Raw genomic sequence first — 22396 nt, forward strand, 5'->3', positions numbered from 1 at the left:
AATCTTTTTGTGATATAGCAAGGTGCGAGGTTTAAAGCCCGGTTTAACTTTAAACTCGACAATAGAAACACGAACTCCACCTGCCGTTACTTCGTTTTCGTCGGAATATACCCCGGCAAGATTCTCTGCTCTGCCCACCACTCTGGTGATAGTACCTAAAAACGTGCCATCCTCAGTATAGTCCGGTTCCAAAGGTGGATTTGTTTTTGCAGTAAGTAAAAACTCATCCATTGAAGGATCATTATCAGAATCTGTATAGATCCAATCTGTTTGACTCTCAATTTCATTCGTAAGCTCATTAATCTTTTGAATGCGGAAACTGAAGCTCTTTGCATCTGATGTTATAAAGGGGTTCCTTTCTTTCATGGTAAATTTCAATATTATTCCTGTTCCTACATCCTCTCCCTCCGGATTCCCCTTAGTTGTAGTCAAAAAACATTCTGGGATATTAGATTGAGCGCGCAATTTACGCCAAGCGGATTTGGCAACAATATCTCCTCGATTGTCTATGGCAATTACCTCAAAAAACGAAATTCTTGAGTCTGGATTTCCTAATGAATCGGCAGCAGGAAAATTAATCACTGCATACTTCTGAGAAGTCCAGATTGTACGAGAAGCCCTAGGATCATCTAAAGGATATTCCTGTGTGGCACCAGATTTATAATGTATAACCCAGCCTTCTTTTGATGAGCCCAATAAAGAATTGCTATTTAAGATAACATCCGGGATAAGATTATCTTCAATGCGGCTAGTATATTCATAGCCAGGCGTTATAATGGGATTCATATTCTCATCCAACACGCGAAAAGCAAAACCGGTAACAACCCCATCAGGGTCTGAGGCATTCCAATAAACACTTTGCTGAAATAAGTATTCATGACTAGAAGTATCAACTATGGCAGGCACAAAATCATCATTCCAGCCTTCGTACGAGGATATTGAGATAACCGGTAGACGGTTGTCAAAACGGTTTCCAGATTTTCCGCAACCCGTAACAACCAGGGCAGCTATTGCAAGTAAAGTGATGATTGCCAAGAGCTTGGAACTCTTATTGTTCATCGGACCTCCCAAAATCAGGTTATAATTATTTCTGGTTCTCACTAAAAATAGTGTCGATATATTCGTCAACATTTTTATTTACTTTTAAGGCGATTAGATTGGCTTTTACCAGATTCAAATATAATAATGAGGTCGTTATGCGTCCTATGCCTCCAGGAACAGGGCTAATTCTATAAGACTTACTATAACAAGCTTCAAAATCGATATCACCTACGTAACTTACATTACCATCTGCATCAATAAGCTCATTGATTCCCACATCAATCAAGATAGCGTTATCTTTAACCATTTCTGCACCAACAAACTTGGCTTTCCCAATGGCAGAAATCAAGATATCAGCATTTCTGCAGATTGAAGCAAGATCTTTTGTTTTACTGTGGCAAATCGTAACAGTGGCGTTGGCAAAGGGTCTTTTCCATAGCAACATGTTAGCCAGTGGCTTACCCACAACATTTGATCTGCCCAGAATAACTGTATTTCTTCCCTGCGGATCAATCCCATAATACTTCATGGTATAGTATACAGCAGCGGGTGTACAGGGTAGAAAGGCTTCATTCTCCATCAAGATTTTACCTAGATTTAGGGGATTAAGGGCATCCAAATCTTTATCTGGATTGATGTTAAGATTTACTACGCTATCATCAATATCTCGTGGTAAGGGTTTTTGAATCATGATGCCATGAATGCTTGCATCTATATTGGCTTTACTAATTATCTTGATTAACTCATGTTGATTACAGGTGTTATCGAGTCTCAACAATTCTGCTTCGCAACCCAATTTTGCTGCTGTTCGAATTATGCTGTGCACATAGTATGCACTTGCGGGGTCTTCACCAATTTGAATTAAAAGCATTTTTGGTTTCAAACTATGTTCAGTCACTAAGGTTTTGGATACCTTGTTTATGGCATTGGCAATCGGTTTGCCAGATAGTTCTTTATCCATCTATTCCTCCACGTAATAACGCAGGCGTGAAATTCCAGTCGCCCTGCTGGTAACAGAGTCTATATCCACCAATACGGCGTTAACCATCAATCCGCTTTCCGCAGATTCATATCTATGGGGAACAGCCGTGCTTAGTTTTTGCAAAATGATCTCTTTGCGAACCCCAATAACGCTGTCGTGAGCACCCGTCATACCCGCATCACTAATATATGCTAACCCTCCCGGCAGCAATTCTTCATCCGCAGTTTGGATGTGAGTGTGAGTTCCAATCAATGCCGCAGCTCTCGAGCCAATATACCAACCTAAGGCTCTCTTTTCTGAAGTAGATTCTGCATGAACGTCTATAAAAAGCGGAACTGCATCCTTCCGATTAGCCCAGAACCCATCAAAAGCTTCGAAAGGAGAATTGCAAGGAGGCATAAAAATCTGCCCGGTAAGACTTATAACATCTAGGACAAAAGAGTCCTTTTCGATGCGATAACAAATATTACCCGGAGAAGAATGAGGATAGTTTAGAGGTTTTACAATTCGTTTTTCTCGCTGGATATAAGCAAGTGATTCCTCTCTATCCCAAAGATGATTACCTCCAGTTGCCGCATCTACTCCAATTGCAAACAAAGGCTTAAGAGTTTTTTCGGTAACGCCCCTACCATCGGCAAGATTCTCAACATTGGCAATCACTATATCGGCAGCATGATTGGCTATCATTTCTTTCAAATTGGCAAGCATCACTTTCCTGCCGGGCCTGCCGTATATATCACCAAAAAAGAGAATTCTCATCTATTTTGCCATTGCAATTTGTCTGGTTTCTCGTATCACGGTTACTTTTATTTGACCGGGATACTGCACTTGCTTTTCAATAGTTGCAGCAATCTCACTTGCCAATAGCGGTGTTTGGTTTTCTTCTACCATCGTCGGTTCAACAATTATACGTAGTTCACGACCCGCTTGTATGGCATAGGATTTGTTTACGCCTTCCACGGTATTGGCTATTTCTTCAAGTTTTGCCAACCGCTGCATGTAAGTTTCCAGCATCTCACGCCGTGCTCCGGGTCTGGCACCCGAAATTGCATCAGAAGCCTGCACTAAGGCAGCATACACAGATAACGCTTCCACTTCCTCGTGATGAGCCTCTATGGAGTTTACAATTATCTTGCCCTCCCCGTTTTTACGGGCAAGGTTAGCGCCAATAATCGCATGAGTACCATCAAACTCGTGATCTATCGCTTTGCCGATATCGTGAAGTAATCCTGCACGACGCGCTATTTCCTGATCCAAGTTCAATTCTGCGGCAAGGATCCCGCAAATCCACGCTGCCTCAATGGAATGCTGCAATACGTTCTGTCCATAAGATGTGCGATAATTTAGCCGCCCCAGTATCTTGATGATATTGGGAGAAATATTATGGATATTGGTTTCCAACACCGCTTTTTCGCCTATCTTTATAAGAGTTTCATCCATTTCTTTGGTAGTTTTAGCAATGATTTCTTCTATGCGACCGGGATGAATTCTGCCATCCGAAATAAGCTTTTCTAAAGATAGACGGGCTATTTCTCTTCGAACTGGATCAAAACAGGATAGCACCACAGCTTCTGGAGTATCGTCAATAATCAAATCTACCCCACTTGCCTTTTCAAAAGTACGAATATTGCGTCCTTCTCTGCCAATGATGCGTCCCTTCATCTCGTCGGAAGGCAAAGATACAACTGAGACAGTGGTTTCTGATACATGATCTACAGCCATGCGTTGAATTGCTGTGCTTAATATCTCCGATGCTTTCTTGGACGCATCAAGCTTGATCTGTTCAATGCTTAGTTTGGCGTCATTTGCTGCTACCTGTCTTGCAGTAGAGATCAATTCAACACGCAAACGCTCAATTGCTTCTTCTCTGCTGAGTCCTGCTACTTCTGCCAGTTTCTTTTTTTGCTGTTCTAATATCGCCTCATACTCAGACTTTCTTTGTTGAAGCTCGTCCTCTTTGTTTTTTAGCTTTCGCTCTTGTTCGCTGAGGTTGTTTTCTTTTTTGTCTAGAGAGTCGAGGCGTTTATCAAGACTGCTTAAGCGTTCATTATATTTCTTTTCTTGAGCTCGCAATTCGCGCTGGCGCTCTTTTACTTCTTCATCAAGAATGCGCTTTTGTTTGAACCATTCTTCTCTGGCTTCCAAGAGGGCTGTTTTCTTTTGATTATCAGCATCTGCTTGAGCATCTTTTTTGATATTTTCTGCTATCTCAGATGCTTGAGATACCAGCTTAAAAGCTGAATTGCGTTTTATTAAGTATATTATTATGGCAATAATAAAACCCAGTATTAAGCCTATAGCCAATGCAATGTATGGATGTGGCATATTTTTATTCCTTCAATCTATTTACGCCTCCCCTAAGGAAGTGCGGAATTAATTAGCCCGCGAGAACCGTGTATGTTTGACTTTATACAAAGCCGATTTGCAGGTGGGAATCTACCTTGTGGGTTTTATGTATCCGAAACTGGCCGGCACGCATGCTACCCATGGCTCGAAACCCTTCTTAAGTTTGGCTTTTATGCAATCCATATCACGTATTCCGCAGGCAAGTATTAGAATGTCATGATCTTTTCGATCATCTGGTTTACCCTGTTTAATTCACTTTTTAGAGTTTCATTTTCTTCTAGGGCTTTTTGCAAGCTTTCTTCACGCTGAAAGCATGCCAGTAAGAGAAGCCGGGCAAAATCCAGATGTTCGTAGGTTTCATACAATTCTGTTAGTTGCTGCGATAAGTCCGCCGCGATTTTTTCAGTGCGGGTGGGATTATCACTTCTAAGGCGAAATCTACGCCCAAAAATCTCCACCTCTACCGATTGCATGAGTTACTCACTTTGTTCAAGCTTGGGGAAAATATCATCAATCTTCTTGATTGCATCATCTGCAAAGTTTTCTATACCAAATAGCATGCTTTGCATTTCGTTTTGTTTTTCTTTTAACTCTTTGTGTTCGGCTTGAAGTTCCTTAAAAGACTTATCGGTTTCACTTAGGAGTTTAGTATAATCTTCTATCTGAGCCATCAATTGAACATTCTCTTCTCGAAGTTGAGCGTGTTGTTTTTTTAGCTCTTCCATAGCTTTTTTATCTGCGGTATATTGATCGATCAGTTTCTGCAGCCTTTCCTGCAGATTTACAATAGGACTTTCCATTATTACCTCATCTTTATATCATATTTATCTATTAGTGTTTTCTGCACTAAATTCATGAGCTGATCAACGCGCTCATCTGTCAATGTTTTTTCTTGGTCTTGTAAAACAATGTGTAAACTTAAGCTTCTAAATCCTTCCGGAATTTGTTCGGAACGATATTCATCAAAGACTCGTACATCTTGAATCAGATTTGTATCCACAGCCATAATGTGAGCTTTTACTTCGGCATAACTGAACGTGTCTGCCAGCAAAAAAGACAGATCTCTTACAACTGAGGGATAGCGTGATATGTTACTGAAAGTAGTATTGAGCTTTCTACTGGATATAATCAATACATCCACATCCCAATACAGTAGCCAAACTTCTTGTTTCAGATTTGTAGCATCTATTCCCCACGCTTCCAAAATCGGAGCTTTTAACCTTCCAAAATAACCCAAAATCTTATCTTCTTGATAAAATGCAAAGGTTTCACCCGAAATTAAGTACGGCGCTTCGTAAGGTTTAAGATGTCCGGTTATTCCAATATCTTGAATAAGTCCTTCAAAACAGCCTTTTGCCCATGAATAATCTATTTGCTGATTCTTCGCTTTGAAGTGTTCTTCTCCCACATTCCCGGTACATATAGCTCCTAAATGCTTTGGTTCTTTGTGCCCATTCTTAGTTCTGAAATACACTTTTCCCAATTCAAACAGACGGATATCTCTTTCGTAATGGTTTAGATTGTAAACCAAGTTCGTAATGAGTTGTGGTACCAACGAAACCCGCATTACAGACTGATTGCTGTTCTGAGGATTAATCACATGTATGTATGGTATTTCTTGCTCGGATACTCCCAAACTCTGCATCTGGGCAGGATCTGTAAAACTATAGTTTAGGGTCTCATACGCTCCCCAATTCACAACCCATTCTGCAGCTCTTTTCTCAATGCGGTAGGCATGCCAATCCATGATTTGCTTTGGGACGGTTCGTTGAGGTACAAGATCATAGCCTTTCAGTCTTGCCAGCTCTTCCAAAATATCTGCTTCACGAGTAATATCTTTCCGGTAGCCGGGAATCTGATAGTATTGCGCATAATCAGCATTATCTTTAGATTTATTGAGCAGAGCAAAATCCTCGATTCTCCCCGCTTTGAATGCGGCATCGCCAACATATTCGAAGCCAAGTTTTACCAGGATGTCGTATATTTCATCCGGATTAATTGGATATCCGATGAGATGCTCAAAACGAGCCGGGCGGACTCCTAACACCAATTTCTCTTCTTCTTTAGGATAACTATCGATAATATTACTATACGCTTTAGCCTCTGCCAGCTCCAGAATCAAAGCAGTAGCTCTTTCGCTGGTCTCATGTACATATTGTGCCGAAAGATGTCTTTCAAAACGGTACGAAGAATCTGAACTCAGTTTGTGTTTATATGATGTCCTGCGAATTGTCCCCGGATGGAATGCTGCACTTTCCAGAACGATGTTGATCGTATTTTCACTAATTCCTGAGTACTTCGAGCCCATCACTCCCGCCAAAGCGGAGGCTCGTTTCCCATCTGCTATCACCAGATCATCGGAGTCGAGTTCAAATACTTTCCCATCCAACGCTTCAAAACTCTCCTTATTATAGGCTTTGCGAATAAGTATATCTGGATAGGCTTGTCCCTCATTTTTTGAGGCAAGAGTGTCATAATCAAAAGCATGCAAGGGATGACCATTTTCTAACATTACGAAATTAGTAATGTCCACCAAATTGTTTATAGGCCTCAATCCACTTTTTACCAAAGCTATTTTTAACCATAAGGGTGATTCTTTAACTTTCACGTGTTCAAAAACTCTGGCTGTATAGCGAGGGCACTGCTCTGGGGCTTCATTGTACAAACCAAGTTTTAGTTTTGTGCAATCATTGTGTGCAAAATCTACATTAAGCGGTTTAAGCGGAATTCCAAGCTTTGCCGAAAGATCCCTAGCAATGCCTCTATATCCCAATAGATCGCTACGATTTGGAGTTATCTCCAACTCAAATATAGTATCCGGAAAACCAAATAACTCATCTGCCAAAGCACCTATTTTAATCTCGTCGGGCAAGCGAATAATTCCGGAGTGGTTATCAGAAAGACCTAATTCTCTTTCCGAACATAGCATCCCATGAGATTGTATCCCTCTGATTTTTGCTTTTGCTATATTGATATCCTTCAATTTAGTTCCGGGTAACGCCAACACAGCCATCATGTTAGAACTGCAATTAGGTGCACCGCAAATTATATCAATGCTGTTATTGGCGTCTTTTTCGGAATAGTCCACATCTCCAATATCCACTCTGCAAAGCTTAAGATGATCTGTTTTGGGAACCGGCACTGCCGATATCACTTTCGCCGCTACAACAGTGGAACCCAAAGCCTTTAACTGTTCAATAGCCTCTACTTCAATACCGGCAAAGGTAAGCAAATCCGGCAGATTCTGATAGTTTTCTTCCAAAGATAAATAACGCTCTAACCAAGATACAGCGATTCTCATTACATCTCTCCTTTAAACTGGCGCAGCATCTTTAAGTCATTTTCAAACAGGATTCGCATATCCGGAATATTGTATTTAAGCATAGCAATGCGCTCTATGCCCAATCCAAAAGCAAAACCAGTATATACTTCAGAATCTATGCCCAAAATATCGAATACGGCAGGGTCAACCATCCCTGCACCACCCATTTCGAGCCATCCGCTTTGTTTGCATACTCTGCAACCCTTACCATTACATGCCACGCAGGATATATCCATTTCGGCGCTGGGCTCGGTGAAAGGGAAAAAATGAGGACGTATCCTGCTTTTTACTCCAGCCCCAAACATGATGTGCGCAAAATTCTGCAAAGTGTCTTTGAGATCACTCATGCTTATACCTTTATCTACCACTAAGGCTTCAACCTGATGGAATACAGGTGAGTGTGATGGATCTGGTTTGTCGTTCCGATAGCAGCGTCCCGGGGAGATAATGCGGATGGGAGGTTTATAGTTCTCCATTACTCTTATCTGCACTGTAGAAGTTTGGGTGCGTAAGAGTTTACCTTCCTCAACATAAAAAGTATCGGCAAGATTGCGCGATGGGTGATCTTGAGGTGTGTTAAGTGCATCGAAATTGTGAAACTCATCTTCAATATCGTTTGCTTCGGCAATCTCAAAACCCAGGCTAATGAATACTTCATCAATTTGTCTGCGAATTATACTTAGTGGATGGTAAGCTCCTCGCACCAAACGAAGACCAGGCATAGTAGGATCAAAGCTTTTTGTATCTTGTTTCCAAGCAGATTCTTTGATGGCTGTTGCTTGTTTGTTCAATAAGGCTTCTATTTGAGTACGAATAGTGTTTAACTTGTTACCAAAAGCCGGGCGTTCTTGGGGACTGAGTTCTTTCATCTTGCCATAAAGCGAATTTAGGGCACTTTTTTTTCCCAAATATTTCGCTTTTACATTTAAAATGTCGTTGGGATTGGAGCATTGAGCGATCTCTTGGCTTGCTTGCTCTAACATCTTTTCAAGCTGTTCTTGCACTGTTCAATCCTTTGTTTGACTGTCCTGATTAGCAAAAAGCGGCTTTTTCCCAAAACCGCTTTCATATTCTTTTTACTGATGACGCTATTTTAGCGTCGTTTATAGTATCATCTTAGCTTAAGCGTTTTTGGCTATCTCCACGAGACGGGCAAAAGCTCCGGCATCGTGCCACGCAAGATGAGCCAATGTCTTGCGGTTAATCTCTATATTGGACTTATGCAGCCCGTTTATAAATCGACTATAACTCATGTCATTCATTCTGCAAGCAGCATTGATCCTGGTAATCCATAAACTGCGGAACTGACGCTTTTTTAGTTTGCGATGAGCAAAGGAGAACGCCATTGCACGCTCTACGGTTTGACGTGCTACGCGATATGTTTTGCTGCGGCGACCAAAGTAACCTCTGGCGGCAAGCATATATTTTTTTCTTCTGCGATGGGCTGCAACATTATTTGTAATTCTTGGCATCTCTATTCTCCTTTACATTCCCAGCATTCTGTAAACTCTTTTTTCATCGGATTTTACTACGATGGCGCTGGTGCGAAGGTTACGTTTCAGCTTTGGTGATTTTTTGGTTTTGATATGTGCGGATTTGGCATGATGACGCACAATTTTTCCGGTGCCGGTTAGCTTGAAGCGCTTAGCGGCAGATCGATTGGTTTTGATCTTTGGCATCTTTATCTCCTTAAATTATTCTATCTATAATTATCTTCACGGCATCTCGCCGATATTCTCTTTATTGATTCTCCTGTTCGGCAGTTTGTTCGGACTCGGTGCCAGAGACAAGTTCATCACTTTGTTTTGCTTCCGCTGCCAAGATACGATCAATTTCCTTTTTGGGAGAAACAACAATTGATAAAAGATTACGATCCGAAACTGCTTCTTGGTCCACTTCTGCTATACTAGCAAGGTCCTCTTTGAGTTTTTCCAACACGCGATAGCCAAGATCTTTGTGTGCCATTTGGCGACCGCGAAAACGGACTGTAAACTTAACTTTATTGTGTTGTTTCAAAAACTTAATCGCATTGTTTTTCTTGAAATTGTAGTCATGTTCTTCGGTATTCGGACCAAACTTGATCTCTTTTACCTCGACTTCATGTTGTTTCTTCTTGGCTTCTTTGGCTTTTTTTTCTTTCTGGAAATAGTATTTGCTAAAATCCAGGATGCGGCATACTGGTGGCTCTGCATTGGGCGATATCTCTACCAAATCCAATTCGGCTTCATCTGCTCTGCGTTGTGCTTCACGAATGCTCACCACACCTATCTGTTTTCCATCGTTTCCGATCAAACGAACCTTATCGGCAGTAATCTGCTGATTTATTCTTTCTTTGGGCACCACTTCCTTGGTCCTAGCCTTGAAACGCTTAATCCGGATTATAAGAACCTCCTTCTTACCGGAAAAGAAAAAGGCGAAATTTCCGCTTGGAAACTCCACCCGCTTCTCAGTAATTATGTATATGATGTAATTCACTTTTTTAGCCCTACACGCACCTTAAGGCAGTAAGGCAGAAGCAAGCGGCTTCTTTTGCTACAACTTTTTTATCCACCAATTTTCTGTCAATAAAAATAACTTAGTATTATGGGCGAATATTTCCACAATCTGCCTCTCATCAAAGTCTTTCTGCTATAGTAAATGAAGTTTCGGAAGCGGTGGACAGTAAGATTGGATATGCAGAGCACTACTTTACTGATAATGCATCAACATATTCTGCACAATAGGATTTTTGAATTTCACTGGATAAACCAATAATATGATTGACAAAGAAGCTACTTTCTCTGACATAACATTATGTGTTTATTAGAAACGATCATCAGATGAATACATGAGGAAGTTATGGAATCAAGTATCAAAATAGCCCCAAATGCCCATTTGAAGAGAGAACTAACTATAGGATACCAAAGAACTTGCGATTGTAAGCCAAATCACATTAATTGCATGACCCCCAAAGAATGGATGCAGGCTCAAATCGGAGTTTGGCAATTTATATACGAAAAAAGAGACGTTAGAGACAAAAAAATACATCCAGCCACTTTCCCTATTAGTTTGGCTACCAAGATCATCTCTCTATTTTCTCATCAAGGCGAATTGGTTTTGGACCCCTTTGTCGGTAGTGGCACAACTCTTGTGGCTGCTCAGGATATTAACCGGAATGCTCTTGGCTTTGACCTAACTGAAAGCTACATAGATATTTGCAATGATCGTCTTTCTTCAAACAATATCTTCAACGAATCTCATCAAATTCCCATTCTTGATGACGCAAGAAACATCAATAATTATATTGATAATGATACAGTTAGCTTGATTTGGACTTCTCCTCCCTATGCTAATCTGTTGAATCGGAAACGGAAGAATAAGTCCAGGCGTAATAGGGATAATGAACAACTTGGTTTAATTGAACAGTACTCTCAAGACCCAAGAGACTTAGGCACTTACGAAGTAGAAGAATGGACAAATGCTATGGGAGAAATTTTTGGTTCTCTTTTAAGCTTGCTAAAAATCAAAGGGCATTGTGTGATCAACGTACCAGATTTTTGGTGGGAGAATAAAAGGATTACTCTTCATCTAAACCTAATTCAAGAATTGCGCAAGCGTGGCTATGAATTAAGAAATACTATCATTTGGGATAGGACAAATATAGTAAATAACATCGGTATATTTGGATGGCCAAGTAACTATATTACGATGGGAACCACTTTCGAGTATTTGTTAGACTTTTGGAGACCACCTATTGATAAGAAGGTACACAATGTTAAAAACTTGGACTAAAAATGAAATAATTGAAATTCTTACATCAATCAAGAAGATGGGATGGGTGAAAAACAGACGAATTGGGAATCACGGTGGGGTTGGAAACACATTGGAAGACCTCATGGGAATTTCAGAAAACAATTTAGCAATAGCAAATGCCGGTGAATGGGAACTGAAATGCCATAGCTCACACTCCAATTCACTCTTAACCATGTTTCACAGTGAGCCTTCTCCTCGTAAAGCAAAGTTGGTGCCAAAACTACTTCTACCATATTATGGATGGAAACATGCTTCCGCAAGTGAAGAATATCCAGAAACGGAAATGAGTTTTCGCCAAACAATAAATGCGGTAACTTACTCCGACAGGGGATTCAAAGTGGTTATTGACGAATAGGAAAACCGCTTTCTGGTAGAATTCAATCATGATATGGTATCAGATAGACATACAGAATGGATAAATGCAATCAAACAAGGAATAGGTTTATCTAAAATCCAACCTCAACCCTATTGGGGGTTTTCGGATATTGAACACTTAGCAGGCACAAAACTGCTTAATTGCTTTTATATTACGGCACAGCGAAAAAAGATCGGTTCAGATTACTATTTCAATTACGATAGAATACTTCTACTTAATTCATTTAGTTTCAAAAACATGTTAGAACAAATGAAATTAGGTAATATCTATATAGATTTTGATGCTCGAACGGGGCACAATCATGGTACCAAATTTCGAATAAAGCAATCTTCATTTGTAAAACTGTACAAAAGCATTACAGAAATCGAATAAGGAGCTTTGCTCGTTTTGGATACAGTAGCTTAAGCGACCGGAATTCTTCTTAACTGATGTAGATGCGCTTCAGATACGGTGGTTAAAAATCGCCGCCTTTCATCATTAACCAGTGGATGTCGCAGCTAGCGGAGCTTACACTCCGGTTATATCTTGCATGGCTTGGCTGTCTGTAAGCGAAATTTTAGGGAGTAATAATATTCCGGCTCGATTATTCTTAGACTACTTTTACCTTCCACCACCCTTGAAGTATGGGGCTCCACCCATGCTCCGATTTGCAATGGTTTTGTATAGTTTTAATACCATTGTGTTGAGACTTCGAGGTACAGATGATAGACGAGGATCAGGGCGTAAGACCACTGCTGATCTTTGTTTCATCACTTCTTTACGTTTTATTTTCCGATAGAATCTGAGCTAAACTCTAAAATTCATAAGCAGTCCTACCTATCACCGCACCACGTAAGGCTTTATTCTCATTTGTCCAAGTGATCGCCATTAATAAATTTGGTAGACTCTTTATAGCTATAGTAAAGCCAAGCCCTTTACTCTAGCCATAAACTAGCAATAGTTCAAGCTGTCATTTTGCTATATATACGGAAGTATCTCGGTTGGAATCTTACTTAGTCTCAGCTTAAGGCAATGGGCTTGAGTTGTGCTTGCTCAAACCAGAATTAAGGATATTATATTGGCAAGAGGTATAAATGCGTCCAGATAGAAATGAATTGATAAGCATATTAAGTTTGAACACAGACAACGAGCTAACTGATTTATATAATAGAGCTTACGCCATTAAGAAGCAATACGTAGGCACAAAAGTATATTTCCGTGGCATTATTGAATTAAGTAATATATGCACCAAAAACTGCTATTATTGTGGTATCCGCAAGGGAAATCCAGATGTTAAACGCTATACAATCTCCATGGAAGAAGCTCTCGCCGAATCCAAATGGTGTTTTGAACAGCATTATGGCAGTCTCGTAATCCAAGCGGGCGAAAGAATAGACGAAGAATGGATAGGGTTTATCGAAAGCTTGATTCATGGTATCAAAATGCTCTCGGGTGGTAAACTAGGCATTACTCTATCCTTAGGTGAACAGAGCGAAGATGTGTATCGCCGCTGGTTTGATGCCGGAGCACATCGCTATCTGTTACGCGTGGAAACTACAAATCCCAAACTTTATAAAAGCTTGCATCCTGCGGATCATGATTTCGAGTATCGCAAAAGTTGTCTTAATCTTTTGAGAAGAACTGGATATCAAGTAGGAACTGGAGTGATGGTTGGGCTTCCCGGTCAAACCGAGGCAGACATTGCAGATGACATTCTATTTTTCTACGATCAAGACATAGATATGCTTGGAATGGGACCTTATATTCCTCATCATGGAACACCGTTGAAACACTTGGTGGATGGCTTTGATTCAGAAAATGCCCTTAAGATGGGGTTAAAGCTGATCGCTGCCTGCCGCATAGCTTTAAAAGATGTGAATATTGCTACTACTACAGCTCTACAAGCCCTGCACCCGGAAGGACGCGAGATGGGGCTTTTGGCGGGTGCCAATGTTTTGATGCCCAATATTACGGATACAAAATATCGCGAAGGCTATCAACTTTACGAAGGTAAACCTTGCCTGGATGAAAACGCTGATCAGTGTATCGGTTGCCTTAAACGCAGAATCGAATCCATCGGTGAATCGATTGGATTTGATGAATGGGGAGATTCCAAACATTTTGCCGCACGGATAAAAAAGCAATAATCCCAGTATCTTATTAGTCTATTTAACAACTCGTTTGGCCTCAAAAAATCATTAATTCTGCTGAAATCCTCAATTTAGGAATGCTTCTTGCTTGCCTATTCTAATAAAGAGAATGTTTACACTTAATCGATATATGGAGGATCATGATGTCGAGAAAGGTTATGATATACACGTTAACAGCAATTATTATTTCCCTCATCGGGTGTGCAAAGCGCAACACTGCTCTTGAGGATGGTGCAAATCTCACTTTTCTGGCAAGAGTACCTGTTGTGGGCAACCCATCTGAACTGGACGTTGATGAAACTCACGCCTACGTGGCATTAGATCAAGGTGGATTGGCAACCATTAGCTTGAGTGATTATAAATTGAACTGGTATCCTCAAATGAATTCAGATGATAGTTCTGTAACGGATTTTTGGCGTACTCGCAAGCTGGCTGTTGCCCCTGAACATAATCGCTTACTACTCAATGAGATTCAATTTACTGATATGATCCATATTATAGATTGTAGTAACCCCGACAGTTTGATTGTTATTGATGCCATAACTGGCGGAACCTATGACATTCAAGACATAGCAATTCGAGAACTTGATGAGCAGAGTAGCAACAACGTAATCGAATTAGCTTTTTGCTCGAATGTCGATTTAAGCTACGGTTTGTACGACGCAGAGTACTGGTTGGGAATCGAACCTGGGTATCCCGTTACAGCACCGTCCTTGACTGCTGGTGTAGAGCTTGACGATGCATACCTTTATGGAGCAGCTCAGCAACGAGGCATTGTGGCTTACGATAAGGCTACAAAGGCTTTCCTTAGCGAATTGGCAGTTCGTGGCGAAGCTCAAAAACTGGTGGTGCGAAATGGATACGCATATATAGCCGCTCGACAAGGTGGCTTACAAATAGTTGATGTCAGCGATATTCATCATCCTCATTTTGTAGCAGAATATATTACTACTGGTTATGCCTCAGAGGTGGATTACTCGAATGGTATGGTAGCGGTAAGCTCCGGTAGCGGCGGTTGTTATGTATTTGATGTTACGTCCCCATCAAATCCAAGATTAATGCATCGTATTACTGAGTGTGGATATACTAATACGGTGAAGTTCAAAGATAACAAGCTGATAGTTGGCACTCGTGACAATGGCGTGTACATATACGAAATGAACTGATGAGTAGTTATTTACATTAGGATATAATTTTACAAAGGACCTGTTGCCATTGCTACAGGTTCTTTTTTAATGTTTGGAGTATTTGAAAATATGAAAAAAAAGCTGATCCTGCTTATTGTAACAAGCTGTTTTGCGGCAATGCTGCTTGCCATGCCACCGCTTACGGTTGTTTCATCTCAATCTCAAAGTCTATCGGTGAGATTCACTGCACCTCAATTGGAACTGGAAACTGAAAAAGTCTTAGACGAAGACTTTCACGTAATCAAAATGGCGAATTCTGCTGAGGAACCAGAACCGGGATACCCCAATCTGCCAGTATTTAGCGGCAGTGTTATTTTACCTCCCACCGGCTCTTACTCCTTGCAAGTAAATCCCATTAGTAATAAAACTATCCCCAATATAAAGCCTATCCCTGTTTTTACGAATTCTGAAAGCAAAGCGTTGGCTCAATACGACATACTTAAGTATGAAACTCCACAGACCAAAGATTTAGTGAGCAATAGTAACATCGTAGTGTTTCGAGATTTCCGCATTCTTCAGTTTAACGTTAACCCCCTACAATGGAATCCTCAAACTCAAGCCCTTACGGTTTATGATGAGATCGATATCAAAATCTCGTTTACCACTGAACCAGAAATCCAAGAATTACCTCCTTATTCAAACTATTCACCGGCCTTTCGAAGATTATACGATGCGAATCTACTAAACTTTGTCGATTATCGTAATCTGAATGATGAAAACAACTATGGGAAAATACTACTTATCTATCCCCAAAATGTAAATACCGCATATACGATGCTGCTTAACAGCTTTGTAACATGGAAACTACAAAAAGGTCATGAAGTAGAAGCCGTTAGTACTCAAACTACTGGCACTTCAAATAGCGCCATTAAGAACTACATTCAAAGCAAATACGATAACCCCTTAACTCGCCCAGATTATATTATCTTAGTTGGCGATACATCTCAGATTCCCACATTTATCGAAAACATGTCCAGTTATGGTGGAGAAGGAGATTATCCCTACACTCATTTGGCTGGTAATGACCTCTTGGGAGATGTAATGATTGGGCGTATTTCCGCTGAGACTGCAGATCAGCTGGGCACAATTTTAGCAAAAGTCTTTTCTTATGAAAAAAATATTAATAACGATCCCTCTGCCGCAGAATGGTTAAACAGAATCTTGCTGATTGGAGATCCAACTTATTCGGGAGTATCATGTGAGTATAATAGTAAATATATCAAAGAATTAGCAGAACTCTCAAATCCTGAATATAGCTTTGTTGAAAACTACAATAGTGGGTTCAGCACCACTATCAATTCTGCAATCAATCAAGGTGTAAACTTCTTTAGCTATCGCGGTTGGTTGAATATGAGTGGTTGGGATCCAAGTAGCTCCCTAAATAATGGACAGAAATTACCCCACGCCGTAATTCTCACCTGTGGAACGGGAGATTTTCATAACTCAACCGCAACAACAGAATCTTTCATCCGTTTGGGTACTTCAGCTAATCCTTCTGGAGCAGTAACAGCCATCGGTATGGCTACTACCGGAACTCATACTATGTTCAATAACACCCTTAATGCAGCAATCTTTAACGGTATCTTTTCACATGATATGCGTAGCATGGGAGAAGCCTTGCTCAACGGAAGGCACTATATTCGTGAGGTTTATGGCGCTACGCATAGCAATCAAGCAAACTACTTTGCCCATTGGTGTAACTTGATGGGTGATCCTACTATGGAAGTGTTTGTCGGCATTCCCTCCAGCATGCAAATTAATGCTCCTACGTCCATTACTCTGGGTACCAACATTCTGGATGCTTATGTCGCGGATGTTAACGGTAGACCAATTAGCAATGCCAGTGTTACGGCCTATAGTGTATCCCAAAACCAGATATTGGCACGTGGTTTCAGCGACGAAACTGGTAATGTCAGTTTGTTCATACCTAATGGAATAACTGCAACTTTAGTTCTTACCGCTGCCAAAAACGATCATAAACCCGCTCAGCTATATGTAGAACCTGGTGCCGGCGGCTTAGTGTTTGCCGAAAAACAAATAGTAGAAGATGGCTCTCATGGATCTTCTGGTAATTCAGATTCCTTTGCTAATGCTACTGAACGCATAGCCTTATTGGTAAGCGTCAAGAATACATCGGATATTCTTCTTAGTGCTCTAAACGGTGATGTAAGCTCAGACGATCCCTTCATTAATCTTATTACGGAAAGCATTAGTTTCCCGGATTTAGATATCAACAATACTACTAGTGCCGAAAACTATATACTCTTTGATGTCTTGCCCAATATTCCACCATATCATGATATTCGTCTTAGTCTAAATATTAGCGACGGCAGCGGTATGCAACACCAATTCCCGGTTCATGTCCCAGCCTATAATGCACGATTGGAAGTGGAAAACATCAACATTTCAGCCGGAGATGACAATACGTTAGACCCCTTCGAAACCGGAAGCTTAACTTTGGGCATTCGTAATGACTCCATAGCAGGCGTAGATAATATATACGCGCAACTATTTTCACTTAACGATCTGGTTCTCGTTGAGGAAGATACATCCTATATTGGTCAAATCTATCCTTCAGCAATTGCTAATACCTTGGAAGGCTTCAGTATCTTTGCCAGATCCATTGTTGTGCCAGGCATGCAAATACCATTTAGACTAAGACTAAGCAATGATAACGGCTTCTTACAAGATGCCTTCTTCAATATTACTATTGGCACTGTTTCACCAAATACTCCTTTGGGCCCTGATGATTATGGGTATTTCATCTACGATATGAACGATATTCAGTACGACGACTGTCCAGATTATGAATGGATTGAGATAAATCCTACAGTGGGAGGAGTGGGTACACGCTTGAATACTTTGAGTGATAGTGGTACTAGCGGCGATGAAGGAGATCAGGTGGGAAGTGTTACTTTAGAGGTAGTAAATTTACCCTTCGAATTCACCTTCTACGGAATTCCCTACCAACAAATAACGGTTAGCACGAATGGTTTTATAGCTTTGGGTATAACTGAGGACTCAGAGTTTAGGAACAGTCGTCTTCCTGGAGGCATGGGACCCTCTCCCATGATTGCTGCTTTTTGGGACGATTTGATTCTATCCGGAGATTCTGGTATCTATAAGTATTATGATAACCAGAACAAATTCTTTGTAATCGAATATTACAACATGCGTAATGGCTACAACCGTACCTCACTTGAAACCTTCCAAGTTATTTTATACGATCCCTTATTCCATCCTACAAGCTATGGGGATGGTAAAATCAAAATACAGTATAAAGACTTCAATAACGTGGATGTTGGTGGAAGCAGTTATACTCCCACGCATGGGAATTATGCTACTATCGGAATAAAAGATCATACAAATAAAAGAGGCTTGGAATACACTTATAATAATCAATACAACCCCGGAGCCAGCCCGTTAACAAACAACTCTGCACTCATTATTACTACTGTCCCAGTTCTTCACGAGAGTCCTTACCTCGTTTTACAGGATCTTTTTGTAACCGGGCCAGACAACGATATTGCCCAACCCGGAGAAATAGTAGAGCTTGGCATTCAGCTAGTCAATCAAGGTTTAAGTACCGCTACTGAAACAAGCATCACTGCCTCCCTCAATCATCCTTTTGCTCAATTGGTAAACAACTCAAGCAACTATCCCGATATAGTTTCAGACAGCGGAGCCATCAATCTTGTTCCGATAACTGTGGCTATCAGCGAGGACTGTCCGGAAGGCAGTATTATCGAACTAATGCTTAGAATAAGTAATGGGGATTCAGAATGGAATTACCCAGCTTGGTTTACGGTAAAGCGTCCTTCTGTAACGATAAGTTCATATATGATGAATGATGCTTCTGGCAATGGAAATGGCTTGGTAGAACCAGGTGAAAGTTTGGATTTGGTATTGAATTTTGGTAATATCACAGATTTGGATGCCCATAATCTTAGCGTCAGCATAATGAGTGTATCTCCACATGCTAATTTCGGCATCAGCAGCGCTGTGATAGATCATATTCCGGCTCACTCCACTGTACAGATTGTTTTCCCGCTAAGTCTCTCTCCTGAAACCCCTTTAGGCAACAATATTACCTGTTATGTTAGCACTGTGGGAGATCTGCTTCCGGTAAGTACTACACAATTAGTAATCAGTGTTGGAACAACCGGAATGAGTGAAGGATTTGAACAGCATAATGGATACTTTGAGCCCAGCCCTAGCTATAATGGCTGGGAATGGGGCGAATCTGCCTACGCTGGAGCCCATGAGGGCAACAAAGTTTGGGGCACTCGATTGAATAGTAATTATGCCTTGGGAGCCAATTACAAGCTCACTACCCAACCAGTGTATATAGGTGCAAACTTTATGCTAGAATTTTGGCACAAATACGATATTGGCTCGACCAATGCGGGAGGGAACGTACAGATATCTACAAATGGAGGATCCGTTTGGCAAGTTATAAGCCCTGAAGGAGGATACACTTCTTCATCTATATCGGCATTGTCTGCTCCCGGATTTACTGGAACTTCAGAAGAGTGGAGCTTGGTAAGAATCCCCTTGGCTAGCTTTGGAAACAGAACCGTTCAATTTCGCTTCAACTTTGCCGCACCAAACTATGGTAGTACGGCAGATGGCTGGTTCATCGATGATGTGCGCACCACAGGTTATCTGGCATATGCAGCGAGGATTGAGGGTACGGTTGAAAGCTCAGACCCAAGTATCGAATACTCTAGTATCTTTGTACACAATGCAGATATGATCTGTTCTACTCCAGATTCTGAAGGCAATTATAGACTATTTCTCCCTATGTTAGAGCAAGAAATCACGGTTAGTGGCGCTGGATATACTATAGCTCAGCCTGTAGTTTTGCACCCTTCTATCGAAAACTCAATTATTCTGCAAGATTTCTTTCTTTACTACCTCAAACCAGTAACGGGAATAGGACACAGTATCCAAACCGGAACCTTAACAGTAAGCTGGAATCCTCCCCAAAATCCCGATTTTCCAGTTCTTAGTTATGAAGTCTTTCGCAAGTTGGGTGCCGCTCACTTTGAACTTGTAGCTGAAGTAGACTCACCTCACTATATTGAAACATTGACAAATGCCGGAGAATACCAATTCTACGTTATTGCCAAATACGCTCTGGGAAACAGCATCTCCAGCTCTTTGATAGAGTTTTCTTGGGGTGGCTCTGATGTTCTCGAAAACAACCCCGTTGTGCCAAAAACTGATCTTCAGGGCAATTATCCCAATCCTTTCAATCCTGAAACTACTATAGTCTTCAACTTGGCAAAAGCAACTCATGCCAAGCTGAGCGTGTTCAATCTTAAGGGTCAGAAAGTTAAAGATCTTCTCGACGAATACATGGCAACCGGAGAATATAGGAAAATATGGAACGGGACAGATTATCGTAATCAATCCGTTAGTAGCGGTATGTATCTTATTCGCCTAAGTACAAGTGAGGGAAGCTTCAATCATAAGGTACTTCTGATGAAGTGATCTTTACCCATTTGTACACAAAAAATAAGGCAGGAACAAAACTCCTGCCTTTTTTATATTTTGAGTAGGTAACGATTATCCAGCCATCATTGCGGCGATATCATCATCCGGATTAGTTGTTTGTTTTAAACCAAAGGTATCAATGATAACTTTAGCTACATTCGGAGAAAGGAAAGCTGGTAAGGTTGGCCCTATTTGGATATTCTTAAAGCCTAAATAAAGCAATGCCAGTAATACAGCTACCGCTTTCTGTTCGTACCAGGCAAGATCGAAAGAGAGCGGAAGTTTATTTACATCATCCAAACCAAATACTTCTTTAAGTTTCAATGCAATAACAGCCAAAGAGTACGAATCGTTGCACTGTCCGGCATCAAGTATGCGGGGAATACCACCAATATCACCCAGATTCATCTTGATATAGCGATACTTGGCACATCCGGCGGTTAGAATGATAGTGTTATTGGGAAGTTTTTCCGCTACTTCGGTGAAGTATTTTCGTGAAGGCATTCGCCCATCACAACCAGCCATTACAACAAAGCGTTTAATTGCACCGGATTTAACCGCCTCAACTATCTTATCTGCCAAAGATAGCACTGTGGCATGCGCAAAACCACCAATAATCTCACCAGTCTCAATCTCTTTGGGAGGCTGGCATTTGAGAGCAGCTTCTATAACAGGTCCAAAGTCTTTTTGTTTGCCATCTTTACGATCGGCAATATGCACTGCACCCGGATATCCTGCCATACCAGTTGTGAACATTCTATTTAGATAGGTATTTTCTTTGCGCAGAGGCACTATGCAGTTTGTGGTCATCAAAATTGCACCATTAAAGTTCTCAAAATCTTCCAATTGGTGCCACCAAGAAGAGCCATAGTTTCCGTGGAAATGTTTGTATTTTTTGAACGCTGGATAGTAGTTTGCCGGAAGCATTTCACTATGCGTATAAATATCAATACCCTTGCCTTCGGTCTGAATAAGAAGCTCCTCAAAATCCTTGAGATCGTGCCCGGAAACCAAAATACCAGGGTTTTTGCCCACACCAATATTTACATGTGTTGGTTCTGGATTGCCGTATGTTGTAGTGTGTGCTTCATCCAATTTTGCCATTACTTTTACCGCATGTTCACCAGTCTTAAGTACCATAGCAACCAACTGATCCGCAGTAAGACTGTCGTCTATAGTGGCCGCAAGACCTTCCATCATAAATTTATTTACTTCTTCATCTTGAAAACCCAACATAGCAGCATGGTCGCCATAAGCTCCAACGCCCTTCAATCCGATGGTAATGGTTTCTCGCAGACTGCGAACATCTTCATTTTCGGTCTTTAAAACACCAACTTTGGGGGCAAATTCTGCATATTGATCTTTGCTGATCTTGAAGGTGACTGCATCTGGACAGCTACCACATTTATCTCCGATGAGGGCACAGAGCTCATCCTTGCGCTTATCGCGCAATTTGATAGCTTGGTCAATCTGAGCAGTGATTACGTCTTCAGACCAGTTTGCATTGGTTATGGTTGTAAAAAGTCCCTGCATCACAATAAGGGAATCTTCTGGATAATACTTGCCGTTTTGGATAAGTTTGTGATCTACATAAGCAAGACCTCTAAGACTGTAGATAAGAAGGTCCATCAAATTCGCCAGGGTTTCGGTTTTTCCGCATACGCCCCGTACTGTGCAACCTGTGTTACGGGCAGTTTCTTGGCATTGGTAACAGAACATACT

General features: G+C 41.0%; 16 protein-coding genes and 1 pseudogene. 5 read left to right on the forward strand and 12 right to left on the reverse strand.

Annotated elements, in window-relative coordinates; genetic code table 11:
• From LHW48_03210 to infC, 11 genes are all read right to left on the reverse strand, one after another.
• A partial coding sequence (locus tag LHW48_03210) for a hypothetical protein (GenBank protein MCB5259468.1) occupies positions 1-1059 on the reverse strand: 1059 nt, incomplete at its 3' end.
• 25 nt (positions 1060-1084) lie between these two features.
• Positions 1085-2002, reverse strand: a complete 918-nt coding sequence (locus LHW48_03215) for a bifunctional 5,10-methylenetetrahydrofolate dehydrogenase/5,10-methenyltetrahydrofolate cyclohydrolase (GenBank protein MCB5259469.1) — start codon at positions 2000-2002, stop codon at positions 1085-1087.
• Positions 2003-2782 carry a YmdB family metallophosphoesterase gene (locus LHW48_03220; protein ID MCB5259470.1) on the reverse strand — a complete coding sequence of 260 codons (780 nt, stop codon included), beginning with the start codon at positions 2780-2782 and terminating at the stop codon, positions 2003-2005.
• The gene (gene rny / locus LHW48_03225; GenBank protein ID MCB5259471.1) at positions 2783-4348 is read right to left on the reverse strand and encodes a ribonuclease Y; all 1566 of its coding nucleotides are present in this window, start codon (positions 4346-4348) and stop codon (positions 2783-2785) included.
• Positions 4349-4575: 227 nt separating this feature from the next.
• Positions 4576-4842, reverse strand: coding sequence for a cell division protein ZapA (locus LHW48_03230; GenBank protein ID MCB5259472.1), 267 nt, complete (start codon positions 4840-4842; stop codon positions 4576-4578).
• A gap of 3 nt (positions 4843-4845) precedes the next feature.
• Positions 4846-5169: a hypothetical protein gene (locus LHW48_03235; protein ID MCB5259473.1), complete on the reverse strand. Its 324-nt coding sequence runs from the start codon at positions 5167-5169 to the stop codon at positions 4846-4848.
• Between the two features lie 2 nt (positions 5170-5171).
• Positions 5172-7670 carry a phenylalanine--tRNA ligase subunit beta gene (pheT, locus tag LHW48_03240; GenBank protein MCB5259474.1) on the reverse strand — a complete coding sequence of 833 codons (2499 nt, stop codon included), beginning with the start codon at positions 7668-7670 and terminating at the stop codon, positions 5172-5174.
• Positions 7670-8695 carry a phenylalanine--tRNA ligase subunit alpha gene (gene pheS, locus LHW48_03245; GenBank protein MCB5259475.1) on the reverse strand — a complete coding sequence of 342 codons (1026 nt, stop codon included), beginning with the start codon at positions 8693-8695 and terminating at the stop codon, positions 7670-7672. Before pheS ends, pheT begins: the two co-directional genes overlap by 1 nt.
• A gap of 117 nt (positions 8696-8812) precedes the next feature.
• Positions 8813-9163 (reverse strand): 50S ribosomal protein L20, encoded by a 351-nt coding sequence (gene rplT, locus LHW48_03250; protein MCB5259476.1) that lies wholly within the window; start codon positions 9161-9163, stop codon positions 8813-8815.
• Positions 9164-9175: 12 nt separating this feature from the next.
• The gene (gene rpmI / locus LHW48_03255) at positions 9176-9370 is read right to left on the reverse strand and encodes a 50S ribosomal protein L35 (protein MCB5259477.1); all 195 of its coding nucleotides are present in this window, start codon (positions 9368-9370) and stop codon (positions 9176-9178) included.
• Positions 9371-9431: 61 nt separating this feature from the next.
• The gene (infC, locus tag LHW48_03260) at positions 9432-10031 is read right to left on the reverse strand and encodes a translation initiation factor IF-3 (GenBank protein MCB5259478.1); all 600 of its coding nucleotides are present in this window, start codon (positions 10029-10031) and stop codon (positions 9432-9434) included.
• A gap of 498 nt (positions 10032-10529) precedes the next feature.
• Here infC and LHW48_03265 point away from each other — a divergent pair, with 498 nt between their 5' ends.
• The 5 genes and pseudogenes from LHW48_03265 to LHW48_03285 all read left to right on the forward strand — a co-directional run bounded on the left by LHW48_03265 (position 10530) and on the right by LHW48_03285 (position 20671).
• Complete coding sequence (locus tag LHW48_03265; GenBank protein ID MCB5259479.1) at positions 10530-11462, forward strand: site-specific DNA-methyltransferase; 933 nt, start codon at positions 10530-10532, stop codon at positions 11460-11462.
• Positions 11443-12231 (forward strand): annotated as a pseudogene (locus LHW48_03270) (MvaI/BcnI family restriction endonuclease). Before LHW48_03265 ends, LHW48_03270 begins: the two are co-directional and overlap by 20 nt.
• 701 nt (positions 12232-12932) lie before the next feature.
• Complete coding sequence (gene hydE, locus LHW48_03275; GenBank protein MCB5259480.1) at positions 12933-13985, forward strand: [FeFe] hydrogenase H-cluster radical SAM maturase HydE; 1053 nt, start codon at positions 12933-12935, stop codon at positions 13983-13985.
• 143 nt (positions 13986-14128) lie between these two features.
• The gene (locus LHW48_03280; protein ID MCB5259481.1) at positions 14129-15154 is read left to right on the forward strand and encodes a hypothetical protein; all 1026 of its coding nucleotides are present in this window, start codon (positions 14129-14131) and stop codon (positions 15152-15154) included.
• A 90-nt stretch (positions 15155-15244) separates the two neighbouring features.
• Positions 15245-20671, forward strand: coding sequence for a C25 family cysteine peptidase (locus tag LHW48_03285; GenBank protein ID MCB5259482.1), 5427 nt, complete (start codon positions 15245-15247; stop codon positions 20669-20671).
• A 75-nt stretch (positions 20672-20746) separates the two neighbouring features.
• On the opposite strand, the gene hcp is transcribed toward LHW48_03285, so the two are convergent.
• On the reverse strand, positions 20747-22393 hold the full coding sequence (hcp, locus tag LHW48_03290) for a hydroxylamine reductase (GenBank protein ID MCB5259483.1): 1647 nt from the start codon (positions 22391-22393) through the stop codon (positions 20747-20749).
• Between the last annotated feature and the right edge of the window lie 3 nt (positions 22394-22396).

The organism is Candidatus Cloacimonadota bacterium (genome assembly GCA_020532355.1).
Classification (GTDB): domain Bacteria; phylum Cloacimonadota; class Cloacimonadia; order Cloacimonadales; family Cloacimonadaceae; genus UBA5456.